This window comes from Sphingopyxis sp. Soil_C_28 (genome assembly GCF_057657055.1).
The window spans coordinates 650,018-667,144 of sequence record NZ_JBDGJE010000002.1; the positions used below are offsets into that span (position 1 = coordinate 650,018).

Sequence of the window (17,127 nt, forward strand, 5' to 3'; positions counted from 1 at the left end):
CCTCTTGCGTCGCGCCGGGCTTTCGCGCAATCCGGGGTCAAGGGGAGAGGACCAAGCGTGACGAGAATAGATGACGACCCGCCGGGGCTGGTGGCGCGTGCGGTGCGCCGACTGCTGCTGCTCTTGTACCGGATGCGCGGATGGAAGGCTGTCGGCGAGGTGCCCGAACCGCGGCGCTTCATCCTGATCGCGGCGCCGCACACGAGCAATTGGGATTTCGTGAACTTCCTCGGCTTGACCGCGGACCTCAAGATCCGCCCCTTTTTCATGGCGAAACTGTCGCTGTTCCGCTGGCCGATCGGCGGCTTCATTCGCCAGATGGGCGGGGTGCCGGTCGATCGCCGCGGCGGCGGCAATGTGGTGCAGCAGACGGTCGAGGAATTCGCGCGCCGCGCCGAATTCATGCTGACCGTCGCGCCCGAAGGAACGCGCGGCAAGGCGGCGAAATGGCGTACGGGTTTCTATCAGATCGCGTTGGCGGCGAAGGTGCCGCTCGTTGTCGGGTTCATGGATTATGGCACCAAGACCGGCGGGCTCGGCCCGATGATCTGGCCGACCGGCGACTTTCGCGCCGACATGATGAAGGTTTTTGAGGTATATAAGAACCATACCGCCCGATTCCCCGAGCGGCAGGCGCGCTCGATCGATGATATCGTCGGCGCGGATGAGATATCGGACATGCGCGCATGAATGAGGTCCTTTTGCTGCTGGCGATCAATTTCGCGGGACTGGTCGCGGTGATCCTGCTGCTGTGGGGCATCGCGGTCACGATCCGCGACGTGTCGTTCATCGATGCCTTCTGGGCGTTCGGGATGGTGCTGCTCGCATGGGGAACGGCGTGGCAGGTCGGCACGGACGTGCCGCACGCCAAGCTGCTGCTGGGCCTCACGTCGCTTTGGGGGCTGCGGCTCGCGATCCATCTCGGGGTCCGCTGGGCAACGCATGGCGAAGACCCGCGCTATACGAAGATCCTCGCCAAGACGATGGAAACGAAAAAATGGAGCTGGGGCAAGGCGGCGCTGCTCACTGTCTTCCTGACGCAGGCGCCGTTGCTGTTCCTCACCTGCTTGCCTGCACAGATCGGTATCTGGGCGAGTGCGGGTCATCCGTCGGCGGTGGGGATCATCGGCTGGATCGGCGTGGCCGCGGCGTTGATCGGCATTGCGTTCGAGACCATCGGCGACGCGCAGCTCGATCGTTTCCGGAAAGACCCGGCGAACAAGGGCAAGGTGCTCGATACCGGCCTGTGGCGTTATACGCGCCATCCCAATTATTTCGGCGATGCGCTGACTTGGTGGGGCATCTGGCTGGTGGTCGCCGACCTCGGCTGGGCCCCGGCGCTCGCCAGCGTGATCGGCCCGGTCTTCCTGACCTTCACCCTCACCAAATGGTCGGGCAAGGCGCTCCTCGAAAAGGGGCTGCACAAGACGCGGCCCGCCTATGCCGGCTATGTCGCGCGCACGTCCGGATTCATCCCGTGGCCGCCAAAGACCAGGGGTTAGGTGACGAGGCGACCGCCGCCGACGTCAGCGCGCTCGGCGACGCACCGCGCATCCGTGCGATCCTGACCGCCGCCGCACGCGAAGGGCGCAGCGTCAGCTATTCCGAATTGCTCGGCGACCTCGGCTTCCGCTTCACCCGGCCCAAGATGCGCGCGGTGTGCAAGACGCTGGAGGAAGTCGGCCGCCTGTGCGCGATGGATGGTGAGCCCGACCTTGCGGTGCTCTTGGTGCGCGAGAGCGACCGATTGCCGGGGCAGGGCTGGTGGGTCGGCGGCACGGCTTTTTTGCGGGGGTATGACGGACCGTGGGTGGGCGCGGCGGCAGCGCGGTTTATCCGCGAGCAGCAACAACTGGCGTTCGATTATTGGGACGGGCGGTGATCACGATCGAAGGGAAGGCGGTGTCCTACTTCTCGTCATCCCGGATCGAGTCCGGGATGACGATGAGCGTAAGTTCGCCCTATTTAATCAACCCGATCTCGCGCAGCCGTTCCTGCAAATAGTCATCCGCCGTGATCGGCGTCGGATACAGGTTCGGGTGCGATGCATCGATGCAGCTTTCGAGCGTCTCGATCGGATAATCCGAGCGGAAATGCAGGAAGAAGGGCATCGAATAACGCGCGACGCTGGCGCGGCCGGCGTCGGGGTTGCGGACGCGGTGGGTGGTTGAGGGTAGTTTGTTGTTGGTCAGTCGTTGCAGCATGTCGCCGACATTGACCGCCATCGCGCCCGGCGGCGGGCTGACCGGAAGCCAGCTGCCGTCCTTATCGAGGATTTCGAGCCCGGCCTCTTCGGCGCCGAGCAGCAAGGTGATCGTGTTGATATCCTCATGCGCTTCGGCGCGGATGCCCTTCGCAGGGGCTTCGACGGGCGGATAGTGGAGCAGGCGCATCACGCTGTTGCCATCGGCGACGGTGTCGTCGAAGAAATCGGGCGCGAGGCCGAGGTAACGTGCGATTCCCGACAGCAGCCGGCCGCCGACGCGGTCGAATTCGGCGAACAATTTGTCATAGGCGGTGCGAAACCCCTCGACCTCGGCGGGCCAGACATTGTTCGGCTGCTGCGCGGCGAGGCGGTGGCCGACGGGCAGGTCGCGGCCGACGTGCCAGAACTCCTTGAGGTCGACCGCCTTTGCACCCTTGGCGATTTCGGTCCCGAAAGGGGTATAGCCGCGCGCGCCGCCGCCGCCGGCGATATGATAGGCTCGCTTTGTTTCCTCAGGGAGCGCGAAAAAGGCTTTTGCCTTGTCCCACGCCTCGTCGATCAGCGCGGGGTCGATGCCATGGTCGGTGATCATGGCAAAGCCGAAGCGTTCGAAAGAGGCGCCAAAGTCTTTCGCGAACTGATCGGCGGGAAGCGACATCGAAATGGTCGGAACAGCGGCAGTCATCATATCATCCATATTGGGCGCAGGCTCGGGCCTCCGCGACTCTGTTCCTGCATGTAGGACCGTCGGCGTATCAGGGAAAGAGGCTCGCTCTTTTCAAACCGGCGATGCTTGCTAAGAGAGCGGCATGGCAAAATCATATTGGCTGATGAAATCAGAACCCGACGCCTATGCGTGGGAGCAACTCGTCAAGGATGGCACGGGCATTTGGGACGGTGTGCGCAATCACACGGCGAAGCTCAACCTGAAAGCGATGCAGGTCGGCGATGAAGCGCTGTTTTATCACAGCAATATCGGCAAGGAATGCGTGGGGATCATGACGGTCACCGAAACCGCCTTTCCCGATCCGACTGCCGACGAGGGATCGCCGTGGGTGGTGGTGCGCGTCGCGCCGGTCCGTGCGCTCGCCAATCCGGTGACGCTGGCGGCGATCAAGGCCGATCCGAAGCTGGCGGACATGGACCTGATCCGCCAGTCGCGGCTGTCGGTCGGGCGCGTGCAGCCCGACGAATGGAAGCATATCCTGAAAAAGTCGGAGAAGCCGGAAGGCTGAGGTCAAAATCTTCCCCATCGCTTCGCGTCAGGGAAGATTTTGACCGTCTAGCGGAGCTTTATCTGAAGATGCTTCGCCACCGACGGGTGGAGCGGATGGACGAACTCGCAGCCATAATTATTGCCATCGGCACGGCGGACGATCGCCTCCAAGGGCTGCAGCCCCGGCAGGTTCACCCAGATATGCTTGCCGATCTCCGGCCGGAAGAAGGTCACCATACGAAAGCCGGTCGACGACAAGTCGAACAATTCGACGTCGAACGGGTTCAGTCCCGGTTCGCGAAAGCGCGCGCGCGCAGTCACCGGCACCCGCTCGGCGCCGCGCCCGGCAGTGGTCGCCTTTTTGGCTTCGGTGGTGTGATTCCCCAACACGGCTTTGGTCCCAGCGGTTACTTTTTGATTCGCCCGCTTCTAGGACACCGTTGGTTACCTCAAAGTGAAGTTATATGGTGAAAATCGGCTATACCGGCGGGGCCTCGCCGACCGTCATCAACTGGCCGGGATAGGGGGCTGCGAGCGCGACCGCGGCGCGCCATTCGCCGCTCAGCCAGGTGCCATAATCCTCCGGGTCCAGGATCACCGGCATGCCTTTTGGCTGATGCTGCGCAACCAGCCGGTTGGGGTCGGTCGTCAGGATCGCGAAGCACGGCCAGTCGTCGCCCTGACGATGGATGCCGGCAAAGGCGAATACCCGCCGCGACGGCACCGAAAACCAGTGCTGGCGCCGCGCCCCTTCGGGCCCCGACCAATAGGCAAAGGCAGTCGCGGGGATCAGGCACCGCAATTCGGCATGGCGCAGCGTTCCAATCCAGAAGGGGCTTTGCAGGTTGCGGACATTCGTGACCGGCCGCTCGCCCAGCGGCGGGGGCGGGACGCCCCAGAGTTTCGGACGCAGATAACGGCGCGATCCGCCGCGGCCGTCGCTGACGATCGTCGGGGCGGGACGGCCGGGGGCGACATAGTCACCGGTCCATGGGTCATCGCCGGCTTCGGCGCCAAAAGCCGCGGCAATCGTGCTGGCGGCGGCGTCGAGGCGGTAAAGATTCGTCATCGCAGAGCCTAGTCGGTCCCGCGCACCCGCCCGCGCCCGGCCTTGACCGAACTGCGCGCTTTCTTGCTGTCGACGCGGCGCGCTTTGGCGGCCTTGCTCGGCTTGGTTTTGATACGGCGTTCGGGGCGCACCAGCGCGGCGTCGATCAGGTCGGACAGGCGTTCGCGCGCGTCGGCGCGGTTCGCTTCCTGCGTTCGATAGCGGCGCGCGAGGATGATCAGTTCGCCCTCGGTCGTCATCCGGCTGCCCGCGAGGGTCTTCAGTCGTTTGAACGCATCGGGCGTCAGGCCGAGGGCATAGACGTTGACGCGCAATTGGCACGCCGTCGCGACCTTGTTGACATTCTGTCCGCCGGGTCCGGTGCCGGCTAGAAATTTTTCCGATATCGCGCTTTCCGGTATCTCAGCCACGGGTCGGTTCGGCTCCCTCCGGAGCGGCAAAGCCCAGCGCGATGAAACTCTCGGGGAAGGGCGCCTCGGCAATTACCGACGGCTTGACGTCACGTTTTACGACCAGCCGTTCGGCGTGAAGAAGCGTGCGGGTCTTGGTGCCGCCGCGCCCGTAAACCGGATCGCCGACGAGCGCGAAGCCGAGCCCTTCGAGCGCGTGGACGCGAATCTGATGGGTGCGGCCGGTTTCGGGGCGGAAACGCAGCAGACTGCGGTCACCGACCACGGCAAGCTTTTCCCAATGCGATATCGATGGTTTGCCTTTCGGATCGCCAACCATTCGCCAACCTTCTTCGGCGGTCGAAACCTTCAAAAGCGGCAGGCTAATCGTGCCGCTGTCGCCTTCGGGCACCCCCTCGACGATTGCGAGATATTGCTTTTCGACCTCGCGATCCTCGAACGCGCGTGTGAAACGCCCATGCGCCTTCGGATTGCGCGCGAGAAGCAGGCAGCCCGAGGTGTCGCGGTCGAGCCGGTGGACCGCGAGTGGCCAGCGCTTGAAGCCGAACTTCAGGAGGTCGAGATGATTCTCGAGGCTGATGCTGCCGTCGCGCGGGGCGTCGACGGGCAGGCCAGCGGGTTTGTCGATGACGAGGGCCTCGCCATCGAGGAAAAGAACACGGTCTGAAAGGAGCATGGCGCGCTATAGGCGCCCCGTTGGTCAGCCGAAAGCGTAAACGTCCATCGCGAGCAGACCATAGGTAATGCTGTGGTGCAGCCGCTCGGCGGTGAACGGCTCGCGGCCTGCGCCCATCGCCACAAACAGCGGCAGGATATGGTCGGGCGTGGGATGATTGTTGCGACCGTGCGGCGCGCGTTCGACGCTGTGCAGCACATCGTCGATCGTCCCGGCGCTCATGCGATCGGCGATCCAGTCGGTGAAGTCGGTGACCCATGAAGGCGCGGGGGCGTCGATCGGCAGGCGGACAGAGAAAAGCGCGCGCAGATTATGGGTGATGCTGCCCGATCCGATGATCAGCACATCGTCGTCGCGCAGCGGCGCGAGCGCCCGTCCGAGCGCATAATGCCATTCGGGCGAGGCGTTCGAGGCAATCGAAAGCTGGACGACCGGAATATCGGCGTCGGGATAGATCAGTGACAGCGGCACCCACGCGCCATGGTCGAGACCGCGGTCGGGATCCGCCGTGAGGGCGAGGCCGTGATCGGCGAGTAGCTCGACCACGCGCGCCGCGAGCAATGGATCGCCCGGCGCAGGGTAACGCATCGCGAACAGTTCGTCGGGAAAGCCGCCGAAGTCGTGGATCGTCGGCGGTGCGGACGAGGCAGTAACCGTCGCGCGGCCGCCCTGATACGCCGCATCATGATGCGCCGACACGACAAGGATCGCGCGCGGGCGTGCGAATTGGGCACCCAGCCCGGCGAGGAAGGTCCGCGCCGGGCTGGGCTCGAGCGCCATCATCGGCGAGCCATGCGAAAGGAATAGGCTCGGGAGACGGCGCATCGTTCAGGCAGCCTGCTTCAGTTCGCTGATCGCCGAGGTGGCGCGGTTGATCGCTTCGCCATCCATCATCTGCTGGTCTGCCGCGATGATCGTGACATCGGTGATGCCGACGAAGCCGAGGACGTGGCGCAGATAACCGGTCGCGAAATCATAGTCGCTGCCGACGGGAACGCCACCCGATGCGACCACCAGATACGCCTTCTTACCCTTGAGCAGCCCTTCGGGGCCGGCTTCGGTGTAACGGAAGGTGCGGCGGGCGCGGGCGATCAGATCGACCCAGGCCTTGAGCGACGCGGGAATTGCGAAATTATAGACGGGCACACCGATGACGATCGTGTCGGCGGCTTCGAGTTCGGCGATGAGCTCGTCCGAACTGGCGAGCAGCGCTTTTTGTTCGTCGCTGCGATCGGCGTCGTCGGTGAAATTGGCGCCGACCCAGCCTTCGGTCAGCAGTGCGGGCGGGGTGAGCGCGAGGTCGCGGTGAACGACACCGGCGCCATAGCCCTGTTCGATCAGGTGGTTCACCAGCTTGTCGGCCAGCTGGCGGGTCGTCGACCCGTTGTTACGGGCACTGGCATCGATACGAAGAATGTTGGTCATCGAACTACTCCTTGGGTTGTCATGGGGAAGAGGGGGTGCCGCGAGCCGGGGAGACTCGCGGCACCGGGTGGGCCGCCGTCAGGGAGGGGGACGTCGGCGGCCCGGAGGCTTCTTAAAGGCTGTCCACGAGCACCAGTTCGGCGTCGTCGAGAGCTTCGACCTTGATCGTGCCGACATCGCGGAGCGCGATGCCGTCGCGGGGATCGGCCCCCTCGCCATTGACGCGGATGCGGCCCTTGGCGGCGACGAGATAGGCGTGGCGCCCGGCTTCGAGCTCATAGGAGATGCTCTCACCTGCGTTCACCGTGGCCGCTGCAACGCGGGCATTGGCGCGGATCGGCAGTGCGTCATCACCCTCGATCCCGCTCGCCAGTGTCACAAACTGACCCGAACGGTCGGCCTGCGGAAACTGGCGGGCGCCCCAGCCGGGATTGCCGCCTTCCCGGTCGGGCATGATCCAGATCTGGAACAGCGTCGTTTCTTCGTCCTCGAGGTTGAACTCGCTGTGCGTGACGCCGGTCCCGGCACTCATTACCTGGACGTCGCCCGCCGCGGTGCGGCCGGCATTGCCCATGCTGTCACGGTGGCTGATCGCGCCGGTGCGAACATAGGTGATGATTTCCATGTCGCGGTGCGGGTGCGGGGGAAAGCCCGACTGCGCCGCGATGGCATCGTCGTTCCACACACGCAGCGCGCCCCAGCCCATCCGTTTTGGATCGTGATAGTTCGCGAACGAGAAATGGTGGCGGGCGTCGAGCCAACCGTGGTCGGCATGGCCCAAACTGTCGAATTTACGAATGTCGATCATGGCCTTGTCCTTTCATTGCGCTTCGGGCTGGCTCCGTCATTGGAACATCGATGCCGGGAAACGCTCATTTGTTGAGGCCAAGATAGTCATTGGGATCGTTTCTAAAATAGCATAGATAGAAACTCATCGTTTCCGAATAAGGGGTAAATTCGCATGGCGCTTCCCGATTATGAAGGCTGGGCCTGCTTCGTCGCGGTCGCCGACAGCGGCGGTTTCACCGCGGCGGCGGCCTCGCTCGGCCTGTCGAAGGCGAGTGTGTCGAAGGCTGTGACGCGGCTCGAGACGTCGCTGGGCATCACCCTGCTCCATCGCAGTTCGCGCGTCGTGGCGGTGTCGACCGCGGGCGCGGGGCTGCTCGACGAGGCGCGCGCGATGGTGGCGTCGGCGACCGCGGCGACCGAGGCCGCGCGCGGCGACCGGGTCGATCTGGCCGGGCCGATCAAGCTTGGCGCGCCGATGAGTTTCGGGATCAAGGTGCTGGGCCCGCCGCTCGCGACCTTTCTCGAGCAACACCCGGCGGTCGAGATCGAAGTGCTGCTGAGCGACGCGCGCAACGATCCGGTCGCCGAGGGGATCGACCTGACATTGCGCATTTCACCGCTCGCCGATTCGAGCCTGCTCGCGCGGACGATCGCTCCGGTCGCGGCATCGGTGATCGCGAGCCCCGCCTATTTGGAAAAGCATGGCACGCCGAAGCACCCGCTCGAACTCGCAGGCCACCGGCTGATTGGATACGGCCATCGCCAGCGCGCGATGCCGCTGCATTTCCATCGCAAGGGCGAGGAGGCGACGGTGCTGCCGACGGGGCCGCTGTTTGCGAACAATGGCGACATCGCGGTGCCGCTGGTCGTCGCGGGCGTCGGGATCGCGGTGTTGCCCGACTTCATCGCCGCCGACGAACTGGCGTCGGGGGCGGTGGTGCCGATCCTGGCCGACTGGTCGATGCCGCAAGCGCATCTGCATCTGTTGTCGCCGCCGTCACGGCTGCGTCCGGCGCGTGTGCGGGCGCTTTCAGACCATCTGGTCGAGACCCTAAAGATCTCGTGTACTGGAGCGCACTAGCGATATCTGGCGCCCCAAACAGGATGAAAACCAGATAAACCAGTGTTGCAAATAGGCCGCGACTCGCGGACTTCTGCGGGTTAAATCAAAATTAACCTTTTCCCTTCATTAGTTTCGTGGTTAATGTTCCGGCAGTCCTGCAACGGGGGTTGGTCGGTGACATCCTTGGTGGTCACGCGATCGGTTCGCGGGATTATCGTGGGAAAAAGGGGTGCCCAATGCGCGTACTGCTGATCGAGGACGAGCCGACGACCGCGAAAGCGATCGACACGATGCTCACGACCGAAGGCTTCAATGTCTATACCACCGATTTGGGTGAGGAAGGCTTGGACCTGGGTAAGCTCTATGATTACGATATCATCCTGCTCGACCTGAATCTGCCCGACATGCACGGCTATGACGTGCTGAAAAAGCTCCGCACCGCCAAGGTGCAGACGCCGGTGCTGATCCTGTCGGGTATTTCCGAAATGGATTCGAAGGTGCGCTCGTTCGGCTTTGGCGCCGACGATTATGTCACCAAGCCATTCCACCGCGACGAGCTGGTCGCCCGCATTCATGCGGTCGTCCGCCGTTCGAAGGGCCACAGCCAGAGCGTCATCAAGACCGGCAAGTTGCAGGTCAATCTGGATACCAAGACGGTAGAGGTCGACACGACCCGCGTGCATCTGACCGGCAAGGAATATCAGATGCTCGAGCTGCTCTCGCTGCGCAAGGGCACGACGCTGACCAAGGAAATGTTCCTGAACCACCTGTATGGCGGCATGGACGAGCCCGAACTGAAGATCATCGACGTCTTCATTTGCAAGCTGCGCAAGAAGCTCTCGCTCGCGTGCAACGGTGAAAATTATATCGAGACGGTCTGGGGCCGCGGTTATGTCCTTCGCGACATCGACGACGAAGGCAATGAGGTGCGCCGCGTCGCCTGACGCATCGCGCATCGCAATATATTACCGAGGGAACCCGGCGCGGAGCAATCCGCGCCGGTTTTCTTTTGGGCGGGTGCGTTCCCAAGCGGGCCTGCCTGCGACCGTTTCGATATAACCGAAAGGGCCAGAACTGGACCAATTGCGGACTCTCAACGCTCGTCACCCCGGATCAAGGGGGGGGGGGTGGCGAAGAGAAATGAGGCAAAGGCGGCAGCGCCCCACCCCAAGTCGCGGCGCGTTCAGCGCCTCCGACCAAACTGCCCCGGCAGGCTGGTAGCGCGGGTCAGGCCCGGGCGCCAGGTGTCGATACGCGGGGCGGGGACGATCTGGAAATCGACTTTGCTGTCGGTGGTGATGAGACCGTCACCGTGCGCGGCGCGCAAGCGTGCCGTTTCAACCGGCTTGTCGGTCTCGATCCCGAAGCGATTGCCGGCGACCCAGCGAACCGTGCCCAGCATTGCCTCGTGGCCGGGCAAAAAGACCGTGATTCGCTCGCCGATCTGCATGACATGCGGCCCTTGGCCCCCGACACCGGTCAGCGAAACATTGCGGATGGTGACGTCGAATTGGCCGAGGCGCTGACAGGCGAGCGCCGCCTTGACCAGCCGGGACTGCCGCGGCTGGCGCTTTTCATCTGGGGCCGGTGAGGCGGGATTGGCCTCGGGATTCAACATGCGCGACTCAGCAACTGCCGTCCGATTCCCACCTCGGACGGTTATCTGATTGGTCCCGATGCCAGTTCTAAAGGAGGAAGGTAAATTTTCGTCTATCGTGTTTGATAATATCCACGAATTATTTGGCAGGTGGCAGGCCCCCGAAGGTGACGATGCTTTCCTCCCCGTCCACAGCGACCGCCGCAACGCCGAAGAAATGATCGTCGATCTGGATGCCCTCGAGCAGCGTGTCGGGGGCATTGCCGAGAACGACGCGGCTGTTCGTCCAGTCGCTGCGGTCGGCGCGGCGCCAGTAGACGCGATAGGCCACGGCGCCCGCGACGGGCGTCCATTCCACCGTCGTGTTCGAACTGACCGCGCCGTCGATGCTGACGCTGGCGGGCGCGGGGGGCGCGTCGGCGAGTTCGCCCGCGAGCGCGACGTTGAGCGCGGTCACGCGCGCCAGATAGGGGAAATCCATCTCGTCGACCGTGTCGCCATATTTGCGGCCATTTTCGCTGCGCAGATCCTGATGCTGGTGATCATAATCCTCGACCCCGACGGTGAAGCGGATCGCGGGATAGCCGAGTTCGAGCGAGGGCAAATGGTCGCCGCCGCGGCGAAAGCGGTCGGGGCGGCGGACCGCGAGCACTTCGAGGCCGATCGCGGGATGGCTTGTCCCGGCGCGGATCGCGGCTTTTGCCAGCGCGCGCGACGGGCCGTCATCCTCGCCGCCGATGCCGCGCCGCGCGAGCTGCGCCGCCAGATCTTCGGAGGCGCGAATGCCTTCGCTGAACACGCGGACACGATTGTCGACGATCGATCCGTCGGTGCCGTGCGTGCCGCCGACGATATCGTTGTTGAGCATCGCCGCGACCTGCCAATTCTGGTCTTTCGCATGCTTTGCCAAAAGCTTGCCGCCCCACAGTCCCTGTTCCTCGCCCGACAGCAATGCATAGACGATCGTTGCGCGGTGCTTCTGCTTCGACAGCAGGCGTGCCGCCTCGATCACCAGCGCGGTGCCCGAGGCATCGTCGTTGGCGCCGGGAGCGTCGCTGGTGAAGTTCATTGGATCGGTGACGCGGCTGTCAATGTGGCCCGCGATCATGATGACATGCGCCGGATCGCCGCTACCCTTCTGGATCGCGAGGACATTTTCGACGATCACGCCTGCCGGTGCACGCGGTCCTTCGAAGCGGTCGGCGATGCGATCGACCGTCAGGCATCCGCCGCAGGCTTTCGATATCCGCGCGAATTCGCTCGCGCCCCAATTGCGAGCCGCGCCGATACCGCGTTTCGGATCGGTCGCGGACGACAAGGTATGGCGCGTGCCGAAGGAGACGAGTTTCTCGACCGAGGCTTTCAGCCGCGCGGGATCGGCGGCGGGGGTTTCGTCCTTGGCGAAAGCGGCGACCGGCGCGGTGAGGAGCAGGACGGCGAGCAGGGCGCGTTTGATCATGCCGCTTCATGCGCTGCGGTCCGGGCGGATGCAAGGCGGCGTAGCGGTGACGCCGCGCAACAAAAGGCCCGCCGCGTGCCGGGGCACGGGCGGGCCGATTGGTCAGGCGTTCAAGCCGGTTAGCCGAGGCCCGAGAAACGGATGTCCTGGACGCGGCCATAACGGATCTCGCAGGTGAACTTACCCTTGTCGTACGATCCGCCGCGACCCCAGCGACCGCCGTAGCCGTCGCGGACGACGACGCGGCCCTTGACCCGGTAACCGTCGCGCTTGCGGTCGATGCTGGTGACTTCGGTCACGTCGGTACGGCCGTAGCGACGGCTGCCGCGTTCGACCGAGTTCACGCACTGGCTGACGGCGCTGCGGCTGTTGCCATAGCGATTATAGTCATAGCCATAGCCGTAACGCGCATCGTAGTAGCGGCCGCGGTTGCGGTCGTCGTAACGGCCGTCGCGGTCGTAACGATCATAGCGGTCGTTGTCGCCGCTCGACAGGATGGCGGCGAGGCCGCCAAGTACGACAGCGCCGGCGATGATTTCACCCGCGCCGATCCCGTCGCGGTCATAGCGGTCGCGCGCCATCGCGGGCGTGGCGCCGATCAGCATCGCGCCGGCGGTTGCCGCACCAATTGCGGCCTTGGTCAGGTTGGTCTTGATAGCCATGGTTCGGTCTCCTTGAGCGCAGGCGGCATCTTCGCGGCCTGTTGGAGACGGTTTACCGATTCGGCTGTGACACGGTGCTGAACCCCTTGCTTATCTGGGGTTCAGACTTGGTTTTTCCGGCGTTCATAAAGAAAAGGCCCCTCGCCGCAGGGGCGAGAGGCTCATTTTCGATGCCGGATGGTGTCAGCCGAAACTGACGTCGACGACGCGGCCGCCCCGGTAGCTGCAGCCAAAGCTTCTCGCTTCGCCATCGGCACGCGAGGCCGTGCCGGTGACGTACCAGCCGCCATTGTTGGGTTCGGTGCCGGTGATGTCGTCGACGCGGGCGTCGTTACCCATTTCGCCCTCGACCGCCCAGCTGCACGCGTCGGCGGCGCGCGATTCGACCTCGCCGCGGCCATAGGCAGCGGGGGCGGCATCGTTCGGTGCGTCGGGCTCATAGCGCGGTACCTGTTGCCGGTCGTCGCCGCGATACGGCGGGTCGTAGCGATAATCGGGTGCGCGGTCGCGCTTGTCCTTGCTCACCGAACCAGCGATCGCGGCGATCGTGCCGATGATGAGCAGGCCGCCGAGGACATCGCCGGTGCTGATGCGGTCGTGATGGCGATAGCCCCAGCCGCCATGATGGCGCCCGCGCGCCTCGGCAGGAACGGCGCTGAGGCCGACCGAGGTCAGGACGATCGCCGCGGCGGTGGTGAGGCTGGTCAATTTACGCATCAAGGAACACCCCCTTGGCGCGGGCTCAGGATGGTCCAGCCCGCAATCCCGCCGGTGTAGGCGTGCGATGCTTTCGCGCCGCTGAACCGTGGCCACCGCGCGGCGGGCCGAGCGCGCGATATGGAAAAGGCCCGCCATCCTGCGGATGACGGGCCCTGGGACCAGTATAGGTGACCAGACCTATTCGGGTGAATATCAGCAGACGCAGCGCGGCTTGGGTTTCGGTTTCCACTTTTTCTTTGCGACATAGCGTTTCCGCACCGGCACATTTTCATAATAGGTGCGCGTGCTCGTCTCGACCGTTTCGGTCACGACCGGCGCGCCGTTCGTGATAATCGTCGTGACGACGACGCCGGGGGTGTAATAGCCGTAGCCATAGCCGCCATGCTGGTAGCTGGTGGTGCCGCCGGGATAATAGCCGCCCTGATAATGCGCGCCGCGGCTCGACCACCAGGCTTCGCATTTCTTCTTGTCCGACGCATTGCCGATCGCCGAGCCGGCAAGAGCGCCCAGCCCGCCGCCGATCAGCGTGCCCGCGGTGCGGTCGCCGCGTCCGGCTATGCGGTTGCCGGCGATGCCCCCCACGAGCCCGCCGACAACCGCGCCGCCCACTGTGCCCCCCCGGCCACAGCGGCGTTGCATATCTTCGTCGTGGCGTGCGTCATACCCGCCACCATAATAGGGATCATAAGCGGGCGGCGGCGGATAACCGGCGCCATGGCCCTCGACCGTGCCTTCATAACGGCCCTCGTACCGGCGACCGTCGGATGTTTCATAGGTGCCGTCCCAGGTTCCCGTCCAGCGGCCCTCGGCGTCATAGCCCGAGACGCGGCGATATTCGACTTCGCTCGGCACGCGATCGGGATAGCCGGTATAGACACGGGCGTCGGGATCGTCGGGATTGCCATAATCGAGCGACGGGCGCGGGTCGTGGCCGAACGCGGCGCTGCCCGACAGATTGGTCGCTGCGCGCACGTCGGTCAGCGGCGTTTCGGCGCTGGCGCGCCCTGCCAGCAACAACGACCCTGCGGCCATTCCCAACAACACGATCGTACGCATGCTAAACTCCCTGTTCCCTCGGCCCGAACCGATTGGTTAACAGCTTGTTAGCAAAATTGGCGTCTTTCCGCGAATCCGTTAACCGTGAAGAATCTGTCCCGATTTGGGGCGAATTTCAGGGTGCCAGCGCCGATGCGATGCGCGCGACAAGCGCCTCGGCGCCTGCCTGATCGGCGGCGGTGAAGCGCGCGGGCCGCGGGCTGTCGAGGTCGAGCACCCCGACCAGCCCGTTCGCGATCACCGGCACGACCAGTTCACTACGGCTGTCGGCATCGCACGCAATATGGCCGGGGAAGGCGTGGACATCCTCGACCCGCTGCGTCGCACGAAGGCGCGCAGCGGCGCCGCATACGCCCTTGTCGAGCGGAATGCGGATGCATGCCGCCTTGCCCTGGAACGGGCCCAGCACAAGCTCGGTGCCGTCGAAGCGATAGAAGCCCGCCCAATTGAGGTCGGGGATCGCCTGCCAGATCAGCGCCGCGACATTCGCCATATTGGCGATGCCGTCGGGCTCGCCCGCGACGAGCGCGGCGGCGGCATCGCCCGCCTCGGCCCAGAGTTCAGCGGGATCGGTCGCGGAGAAGGAAAGGGCATAGGACATTATTCGACGTTCAGTCCGGTCCACTTCGCCGCAAAGGCATATTTGTCCGCCGCCTCGGCGATGATCTTGTCGGTTGGCTTGCCCGAGCCGTGGCCCGCGCGGGTTTCAACGCGGATCAGATGCGGCTTGTCGCCGGCCTTCGCATGCTGAAGCGCGGCGGTATATTTGAAGCTGTGCCCCGGCACGACGCGGTCGTCGGTGTCGGCGGTCGTCACCAGCACCGCCGGATAGACGGTCCCGTCCTTGATGTTGTGGTAGGGCGAGTAGGCGAGCAGATTCTTGAAATCGCCTTCCTTCGACGGATAGCCATAATCGTCGACCCAATAGCGCCCGGCCGTGAAGCGGTCGAAGCGCAGCATGTCCATCACGCCGACAGCGGGCAGCGCCGCGGCGAACAGGTCGGGGCGCTGGTTGGTCACTGCACCGACGAGCAGACCGCCGTTCGACCCGCCCTCAATCGCGATCTGGCCCTTGCCCGCGATGCCTTCGGCGATCAGATATTCGCCTGCGGCGATGAAGTCGTCGAAGACATTCTGTTTCTTGTCGAGGCGACCGGCGTCGTGCCACGCTTTGCCATATTCGCCGCCGCCGCGCAGGTTCGCGATCGCGAGCACACCGCCCTTGTCGACCCACGCAAGCTTGGTCGGCGAAAAGCCTGGGGTCATCGAAACGTTGAAGCCGCCATAGCCATAGAGCAATGTCGGCGATCCCTTGCTGCGGTCGAGGCCCTTTTTCATCACGACGAACATCGGCACCTCGGTGCCGTCCTTCGATTTGTAGAAGCGCTGTTCGACGCTGAAATCCGATGGTTTGAAGGTCAACTTCGGCTCGGCGAAAATCTCGCTCTTCCCCGTCTGGGTGTCGAAGCGGTAGATCGTCGTCGGCCGGGCATAGCTCGAAAATTCGTAGAAGGTTTCGGGGTCGCTCGACTTGCCGCCAAAGCCCTTTGCCGCGCCGATGTCGGCGAGCCGGATGTTGGCGATCGGCTTGCCGTCGAGCGCGACCATCCGCGCCTCCGACTTCGCGTCGCCGAGGTAGGAAAGGATCAATCGGCTGCCGACGCGCGAGGCGCCGACGAGCGTCGCCTCATTCTCGCCGACCAGCTGGGCGAGTTCGGCTGGCTTGCGAATGTCCATCGACACGATGCGCCCGCGCGGCGCGCCCTTGTTGGTGACGAACGTAAAGCGAGTGCCCTCGTTGGTCACATATTCCCAGTTGTTCGCATAATCGTCGACCAGCACGATCGGCTTTGCGCCGGGTTTGCCCGTCGGATGCAGGGTCAGGCCAAAGCGTTCGTCAGTGCCTTCGGACGAGACGACGAGCAGATATTTGCCATCGTCGGTGACGACCGCGCTGTTGTTGAGCTTGGGCCGGTCGGGGGTTGCGTGGATCAGCACGTCGGCGCTTTGCGGTGCGCCGAGCTTGTGGAAATAGACGCTGTGATTTTCATTGAGCGACTGAAAGGCTTCGCCCTTGGCCGGCTCGGGGAAGCGCGAATAGTAAAAGCCGCTGCCGTCCTTCGCCCAGGCGAGCGCGGAAAATTTGACCCAGCGGACCTCGTCGGGCAGATCCTGGCCGGTCGCGACATCCTTGACGCGGACGATCCGCCAGTCGGTGCCGCCGTCCTGTACCGAATAGAGGAGGTGCTTGCCGTCTTCCGACGGGTTCCATTCGCCAAGCGCCGTCGCGCCGTCCTTGGCCCAGGTGTTGGGATCGATCAGCACGCGGCCCTCGCCCTTCAGCCCCTCGCGCACATAGAGCACCGACTGCGGCTGAAGCCCGTCGTTGCGGCTGTAGAAATAGCGCGTGCCTGCCTTGGTCGGGAGGCCGAAGCGCTCGTAATTATAAAGTTCGGTCATCCGCTTCTTGAACGTGTCGCGGCCGGGCAGCGTTTCGAGATAGGTGTCGGTGACCTTGTTCTGCGCCGCAACCCAGTCCGCGACCTTCGGATTGACGCGCACATCATCTTCCAGCCAGCGATAGGGGTCGGCGACATCGACGCCGAACTGCGGATCGACCGTGTTGCCGCGCGCTGTGTCGGGGTAGGCGGGGGTCTTGGCCGTTGCCGATGTAGTCGCGGCGGCATCGGCCGCCTGTGCTGCGCCCGGGATCATTGTCAGGGCAACCAGCGCCAGCGGCGCGGACAGGGCTTTACGGGACATGGCAAGGCGATCCTCA

21 protein-coding genes are annotated in these 17,127 nt (G+C 64.3%); 6 read left to right on the forward strand and 15 right to left on the reverse strand.

Features of this window, described 5'->3' with window-relative positions; genetic code table 11:
- Positions 1 to 57 precede the first annotated feature (57 nt).
- The 3 genes from AC3A43_RS11235 to AC3A43_RS11245 are packed head-to-tail and all read left to right on the forward strand — an operon-like array spanning position 58 to position 1,882.
- Positions 58 to 690: a lysophospholipid acyltransferase family protein gene (locus AC3A43_RS11235; RefSeq protein ID WP_487792619.1), complete on the forward strand. Its 633-nt coding sequence runs from the start codon at positions 58 to 60 to the stop codon at positions 688 to 690.
- The gene (locus tag AC3A43_RS11240) at positions 687 to 1,502 is read left to right on the forward strand and encodes a DUF1295 domain-containing protein (RefSeq protein WP_487792620.1); all 816 of its coding nucleotides are present in this window, start codon (positions 687 to 689) and stop codon (positions 1,500 to 1,502) included. Before AC3A43_RS11235 ends, AC3A43_RS11240 begins: the two co-directional genes overlap by 4 nt.
- Positions 1,478 to 1,882: a ribose-phosphate pyrophosphokinase gene (locus tag AC3A43_RS11245; RefSeq protein WP_487792621.1), complete on the forward strand. Its 405-nt coding sequence runs from the start codon at positions 1,478 to 1,480 to the stop codon at positions 1,880 to 1,882. Before AC3A43_RS11240 ends, AC3A43_RS11245 begins: the two co-directional genes overlap by 25 nt.
- A 79-nt stretch (positions 1,883 to 1,961) precedes the next feature.
- Here AC3A43_RS11245 and AC3A43_RS11250 read toward each other — a convergent pair whose 3' ends face one another.
- Positions 1,962 to 2,891, reverse strand: coding sequence for an isopenicillin N synthase family dioxygenase (locus AC3A43_RS11250; RefSeq protein WP_487792622.1), 930 nt, complete (start codon positions 2,889 to 2,891; stop codon positions 1,962 to 1,964).
- Between the two features lie 124 nt (positions 2,892 to 3,015).
- Here AC3A43_RS11250 and AC3A43_RS11255 point away from each other — a divergent pair, with 124 nt between their 5' ends.
- On the forward strand, positions 3,016 to 3,441 hold the full coding sequence (locus AC3A43_RS11255) for an EVE domain-containing protein (protein WP_487792623.1): 426 nt from the start codon (positions 3,016 to 3,018) through the stop codon (positions 3,439 to 3,441).
- 47 nt (positions 3,442 to 3,488) lie between these two features.
- Here the strand turns inward: AC3A43_RS11255 and AC3A43_RS11260 are convergent, their stop codons facing one another.
- From AC3A43_RS11260 to AC3A43_RS11290, 7 genes are all read right to left on the reverse strand, one after another.
- Positions 3,489 to 3,812 carry a PilZ domain-containing protein gene (locus AC3A43_RS11260; protein ID WP_487792624.1) on the reverse strand — a complete coding sequence of 108 codons (324 nt, stop codon included), beginning with the start codon at positions 3,810 to 3,812 and terminating at the stop codon, positions 3,489 to 3,491.
- A gap of 88 nt (positions 3,813 to 3,900) precedes the next feature.
- A complete protein-coding gene (locus AC3A43_RS11265) occupies positions 3,901 to 4,491 on the reverse strand; it encodes an SOS response-associated peptidase family protein (RefSeq protein WP_487792625.1) in 591 nt (196 codons plus the stop codon).
- 8 nt (positions 4,492 to 4,499) lie between these two features.
- The gene (gene arfB / locus AC3A43_RS11270) at positions 4,500 to 4,901 is read right to left on the reverse strand and encodes an alternative ribosome rescue aminoacyl-tRNA hydrolase ArfB (protein ID WP_487792626.1); all 402 of its coding nucleotides are present in this window, start codon (positions 4,899 to 4,901) and stop codon (positions 4,500 to 4,502) included.
- A complete protein-coding gene (locus tag AC3A43_RS11275) occupies positions 4,894 to 5,577 on the reverse strand; it encodes an RluA family pseudouridine synthase (RefSeq protein WP_487792627.1) in 684 nt (227 codons plus the stop codon). Before AC3A43_RS11275 ends, arfB begins: the two co-directional genes overlap by 8 nt.
- Positions 5,578 to 5,601: 24 nt before the next feature.
- Positions 5,602 to 6,360 carry a DODA-type extradiol aromatic ring-opening family dioxygenase gene (locus AC3A43_RS11280; RefSeq protein WP_487792628.1) on the reverse strand — a complete coding sequence of 253 codons (759 nt, stop codon included), beginning with the start codon at positions 6,358 to 6,360 and terminating at the stop codon, positions 5,602 to 5,604.
- A gap of 45 nt (positions 6,361 to 6,405) precedes the next feature.
- Entirely contained in the window at positions 6,406 to 7,002 is a 597-nt protein-coding gene (locus tag AC3A43_RS11285) for an FMN-dependent NADH-azoreductase (RefSeq protein WP_487792629.1), read from the reverse strand.
- Between the two features lie 112 nt (positions 7,003 to 7,114).
- Complete coding sequence (locus tag AC3A43_RS11290) at positions 7,115 to 7,810, reverse strand: pirin family protein (RefSeq protein WP_487792630.1); 696 nt, start codon at positions 7,808 to 7,810, stop codon at positions 7,115 to 7,117.
- 153 nt (positions 7,811 to 7,963) lie between these two features.
- Here AC3A43_RS11290 and AC3A43_RS11295 point away from each other — a divergent pair, with 153 nt between their 5' ends.
- Positions 7,964 to 8,872, forward strand: coding sequence for a LysR family transcriptional regulator (locus AC3A43_RS11295; protein ID WP_487792631.1), 909 nt, complete (start codon positions 7,964 to 7,966; stop codon positions 8,870 to 8,872).
- Between the two features lie 218 nt (positions 8,873 to 9,090).
- The gene (gene ctrA / locus AC3A43_RS11300) at positions 9,091 to 9,798 is read left to right on the forward strand and encodes a response regulator transcription factor CtrA (RefSeq protein ID WP_487792632.1); all 708 of its coding nucleotides are present in this window, start codon (positions 9,091 to 9,093) and stop codon (positions 9,796 to 9,798) included.
- 239 nt (positions 9,799 to 10,037) lie between these two features.
- On the opposite strand, the gene AC3A43_RS11305 is transcribed toward ctrA, so the two are convergent.
- From AC3A43_RS11305 to AC3A43_RS11335, 7 genes are all read right to left on the reverse strand, one after another.
- The gene (locus tag AC3A43_RS11305) at positions 10,038 to 10,472 is read right to left on the reverse strand and encodes a PilZ domain-containing protein (protein ID WP_487792633.1); all 435 of its coding nucleotides are present in this window, start codon (positions 10,470 to 10,472) and stop codon (positions 10,038 to 10,040) included.
- A 118-nt stretch (positions 10,473 to 10,590) separates the two neighbouring features.
- Positions 10,591 to 11,907, reverse strand: coding sequence for a M20/M25/M40 family metallo-hydrolase (locus tag AC3A43_RS11310; protein WP_487793042.1), 1,317 nt, complete (start codon positions 11,905 to 11,907; stop codon positions 10,591 to 10,593).
- A 122-nt stretch (positions 11,908 to 12,029) separates the two neighbouring features.
- Positions 12,030 to 12,572: a hypothetical protein gene (locus AC3A43_RS11315; protein ID WP_487792634.1), complete on the reverse strand. Its 543-nt coding sequence runs from the start codon at positions 12,570 to 12,572 to the stop codon at positions 12,030 to 12,032.
- 183 nt (positions 12,573 to 12,755) lie between these two features.
- Positions 12,756 to 13,289 (reverse strand): hypothetical protein, encoded by a 534-nt coding sequence (locus AC3A43_RS11320; RefSeq protein ID WP_487792635.1) that lies wholly within the window; start codon positions 13,287 to 13,289, stop codon positions 12,756 to 12,758.
- A gap of 195 nt (positions 13,290 to 13,484) precedes the next feature.
- A complete protein-coding gene (locus AC3A43_RS11325; RefSeq protein WP_487792636.1) occupies positions 13,485 to 14,348 on the reverse strand; it encodes a glycine zipper 2TM domain-containing protein in 864 nt (287 codons plus the stop codon).
- Between the two features lie 115 nt (positions 14,349 to 14,463).
- Entirely contained in the window at positions 14,464 to 14,949 is a 486-nt protein-coding gene (locus tag AC3A43_RS11330) for a GAF domain-containing protein (protein ID WP_487792637.1), read from the reverse strand.
- Positions 14,949 to 17,111: a prolyl oligopeptidase family serine peptidase gene (locus AC3A43_RS11335; RefSeq protein WP_487792638.1), complete on the reverse strand. Its 2,163-nt coding sequence runs from the start codon at positions 17,109 to 17,111 to the stop codon at positions 14,949 to 14,951. The genes AC3A43_RS11330 and AC3A43_RS11335 overlap by 1 nt, the downstream gene beginning before the upstream one ends.
- Between the last annotated feature and the right edge of the window lie 16 nt (positions 17,112 to 17,127).